This is a genomic window from Lacticaseibacillus sp. 53-4 (assembly GCF_016861805.1).
Taxonomy (GTDB): domain Bacteria; phylum Bacillota; class Bacilli; order Lactobacillales; family Lactobacillaceae; genus Lacticaseibacillus.
In genome coordinates this window covers 1-4,479 of sequence record NZ_BOLT01000020.1, presented here as the reverse complement: position 1 = coordinate 4,479, position 4,479 = coordinate 1, and the positions used below count along the sequence as shown (strand labels likewise).

Here is a 4,479-nt window from a genome sequence, read left to right as displayed (position 1 = left end):
GTCTGTCTTCCCACTCAACTGCGCAGTGGTCCCGTCAACTTCTTTACCACCATTGTCATCATCGACATACTTCACGTGAGCAGTTTGCTCATTGGCCTCGTAGACAAATTCATATGTACTGTCTTCAGGCTTAGTCGTAGTCGTCGTGGCACTTGGACCTGTCAAAGTGTCGTCGCCAACAACGTGGTATCCCGCAACTGCAGGTGCCGTATATTCAGGATACGGTGTCGCCAAAGTGTAGGTTGTTATGTGGGTGGTGTTGTCTGTTTCCGTCGTCCAGTGCTCATTTTGAACAACCGTCTCAGGAATCAGCGTCGGGTCAGTAATCCCACTGAAGGTGATCGTGCGCGTCGTATCCAGTTTGTCAGTCGTCGTCGGATGCACAACGTGAATCACTATGTTGTCTGAATCATCCTTCTTGATTGTGTAATCAACGCTGAGCGCCTGACCGGCCGCCAAAACGTAGCCTTCAGGTGCATCTGCTGTGACAGTGCCGGTCGTACCTGCAGCGCCAGAGATTTTTTCTGGCGTCCCGACAACTTCATCGGTGGCATCATCTACATAACTAACCGTCAGAGAATCTTCTTCGTCTAATTCGTATTGGGCATAGTCACCATCAAAAGCATCCGTGACAGTTTGCCCAACTGTGGCAACACCATCATCACTCCCGTCAACAAAGTGTAAGGAGTTAGGGTGAAGAACATAGCCGGTAGGAATCAGTGCGATATCTGCGTCAGATGGGGTTGTAGGAAAATCAGTATCCGCCAAGGTATCTTGGTTATCAGTGTATGTCTTATCCAAATCTGTGAAGGCCATGTACCGATCGTTGCCATCAGCATCCACGTAATGTGCTCGCGCGTGGATGGTTGACTGCCCTGTGATCGCGATGCTTGCTGCTTTGTTGACAACAGCCGGGGCCCCTTTATCCATGGAAAATGATGTTGACAGATAGCCAATCTTGCCTGCGTCATTGTTCATGTCAGTCGTTGTCCCAGCGAGAGCGATCCGACCAGTCGTGACACCAGCCGGCAAGGATGGGAATGTCAATGCCACAGACCGAATTGTTGACCAGTCTGACCCCACCTGATCAGCCGTGACATAACCGGTCAAATCAGGGATCCCTGCCGTCAGGTCAGCCCGGGCAGTTGAATACAGCACCTGAGCACCGGTAAGTGGGACGACCGTGCCAGATTCGGTCGTAACTTGCGTTGGCAATGTTACTGGTCCCGTCAAATCGAAGGTATAGGTCGAGCCTTGATCGTCGCCAACTTGTGGCAGATTGAGGACAGACGTCACATCAGGGACATCGTTACCACTAACATTCATGACCGTATCAAAGAACTGCAACGGGTTCGTGCTGTTTTTATCGATCGTTGCGGTCTTTGTTGCTGACAAATCATCACCTTGGGCCATCACATTTGCATAAACACCGGCAATCGTATCGATCGTCCATTTTGGCTGACCAACTAGAATGGCCTTAGCGTCACCCATCGTCTCTGACAGGTCTGTCAGTTTATCTGTTTGTGGCGAGATAATGCCAGTTGTCGGCGAAGTCATATAAGCCTTGAGCGTATAGGTTCCCACCATCGCGTCGTCCGCGTTATGCAATAACAACTGTAGCCGCTTGTCATACTCAAACGGGTGAACGTCAACAGACTCGCCTGTGCCAGTGAAGTCTACCTTCACCACAGTATCTCCGTTGTCACTGACGCCTCGAGTTACGACCGCATCTTGTGCGTTAGCGACCCCGTCAACAACGAAGGCGCTAGGCACGACGTAATAGACGATCGGTTCATACACGGAATACGAAGTCTGACCTTGAGCGCTCTGTGCACCCCAAATCACCAGCTTGCTACCTTGGCCTTTGCCAGGTGCAGCCTCTGTATGCGACCCGATGTCATCAATATCGATCCAGGCCACTGGACCAGAGACGGTCTGAGTGAACGATTTCGCCCCGTCAAAGTCCCCACCATCTATCGACATGTCAATGGTACCAGTCAGCTGATCGCCGTTTTTGATCGCAGTACCGTCATCATAAGATGTGGCCAGCTTGCCATCGAATTTAAAAATACCAGAGGTTGCCCCTGGAGCCAGGCTGTCAGGTGTGAAGACAGCCGTCTGAATGTTACCCGTACTGGTAACGGTGCCACCTGGGGCGACCGTGCCGTTTTCAGTACTCCCGTCTGCCAGGGTCAAGACGTAATTGTAACTTGTGGTGCCAGGCATATAGAGTGAATCCGAGGCGCCAGCTTCCGGCACCTCGATCTTATTGACCTGCAGGCCGTCTGGCACTGTCATTCGGATAGCGACAGTATTCGAAGCCGCCGCCGCGTGGTACTGGAAAGAATACTGCAATACGGTGGCAGGATCATCAGATGTATCTTGATTCAAAAGTAACTGCTTCGGGTCAGCACCAGTGTTCCCATTGGCAACTGTGACCAAATTGGCCCCTTGGTCACTCCCTGTTTTCAAGATAACACTCTTCCAAGTCCCACCGGTAGAGGTCCTGGTCGTACCAGCGTCATCGATCTTTTGTACCATCGTCACAGGACCTGCGGCAGTCAACGTCGTGTCAGTTGCCGCTTGGGCGGTCTCAAAATGGCCGGCAATCCGGTAGGCTGGCTTTTTATCGTAATATTGCGAACCCGAGCCCTTTGGCACCGTAATGATCACATCTCCACCAGCACCACCGACTTGCGTGATCGTGGTAACGTCAGTATTACCAAGGACGACGGAACTGATGCTCGCATAACTATTGAGCTGATTTGTCAGGTCTTGATTCAGTACAAAACCAGCTGGCGTCGGTACAGTAATTATCGTCCCGTAGTTGACTGCCGAATTGACACGCGGTGATTGATACCACTGATCCAATACCCCGTCGCCTTCATTGACCGGCACTTCCCAGACATAATCGATGTCTGGCAAAAGGCCGTTTACGCTAGTATTTGGGTGTGTCTGGGTCGGTGTGCCCAAGAAGACTTGTGGATCGATTGTTTGCGTGAAAGAGGTCGACCCAGTTTTATTGTCGTTAACATACACGTCCACGGTATATTTTGTGTCGCCAACCGGCAACAGCGCCTGCCCCGCATAGTTGTCAAACAGGGAGAGTGTCACAGCCTGCGTGTAAGTCCCTGGTTGCTTGATGGTGTCGGTGATTGTAATTGTCCCGTCTGCGTTGGTCACCTTATCGACGGTACCCACATCAGGCGAGCGAAAATCTTGGACCGATTTGAGCGGGAATATCCCGTTGACGTACTGCTTGGTCGGTGTGGTCGGCAAGGTAAAGGTCACCTTGTCTCCAGCTGCAACGCCTGTCATGGTAACAGTCAGCGTGAACGAACCAGACACGCCTGACCCGTACCCAATTTTATCCGTGGAACTGGTAATCGTTGCCGTTCCCGTGCTTTCTGGGCTCATGGCCGTGATGACTTGCGGTTGACCGGTCGTCTTCAGCGCAGTCTGAGACGCAGCCTTAGCCTGATCAATATCAGCTTGCGTCGCGTCGCCGCCTAACGCTGTCACTGCAGCGCTAGGTGCGTCTGCCGCGGCCGACGTCGAGGCAGTAGCGGCCTGGCTGCCAGCTTTATCCTGAGTTGCACTCGCGTCACTGGTCGCGGCCACCGTTACAGTTTGGTTGCTGGCCGCGGCAGAAGCTGTTACTGCAGACGCTGAACTCTTCTGCGGCGCCGCAGAAGACGCACCGCTGACCGCCACTGGAGTCTTGGCCACCACAGTCTCTGCGGTCTTGTCTTCAATTGTGAGGGTGCCAGCCTGAACGTTCTGAGCCGAAATCTTGGCACCGGCGTTGGCCGCCTGCAGCGCAGCCAAGCCCTGGGTACTCAAAGTCGCAGTGTAAGTGTTTGACTTACCCGCAACCGCTACAATGTTAAAATCTTTTGCCGTCCAGGTTGGCGCAGTCCACCCACCGGCCAAGGTCACCGTAGGCAGGTTGCCCGTGAGGCTCGCCACTGTCTGGCTCTGGATTGTTGCAAGCGTGCTGGCGGCAGGAGCGGTCTCCGTCGCCGCAGAAACTGCCGTGCTTGGCTGGCTGAGCGCAAAGCCGGCCCCGAACAACAGCGAGATCCCAAGTGCAGTCCAAACTTTACCCACCTTGAACATCTTGTAATGCCGCTTTTCTTGCAGTAACGCACGTTCAAGCTTTGTCATCTTTGGTTTTGTTTGCATCTATGCCACTCCAATCTTCAATACCCAAATAGGCCTCCAAAGGTCTGTCTTTACAACATTACTGTAAAACATTTTAATAATAAATCAATACGAATGGGGAAAAAATTTGGGGGTTGTTGCCTAAATTTATCGTCATCGAGGCCGCTGTGGCAAGTGCTCGAGAAGGTTGGATAGTAGGCTTGGGGCTTAACCAATTTGACCGTTCTAATTCCCCTCCCACAAAAAACTATCTGAGGGCGCCGCTCTGCTTTGCCCTCGTAATCATGATATGAAACAGCCGCCATCGCCGATATA

The 4,479-nt window shown here is 52.4% G+C and carries 2 protein-coding genes; both read right to left on the bottom strand.

The features are described 5' to 3' along the window. The coding region (locus tag JUF21_RS08560; RefSeq protein WP_203664000.1) for a KxYKxGKxW signal peptide domain-containing protein at positions 1-4,185 on the bottom strand (4,185 nt) is incomplete at its 3' end. 50 nt (positions 4,186-4,235) lie between these two features. After that, the coding region (locus tag JUF21_RS08555; protein WP_203663998.1) for a hypothetical protein at positions 4,236-4,479 on the bottom strand (244 nt) is incomplete at its 5' end.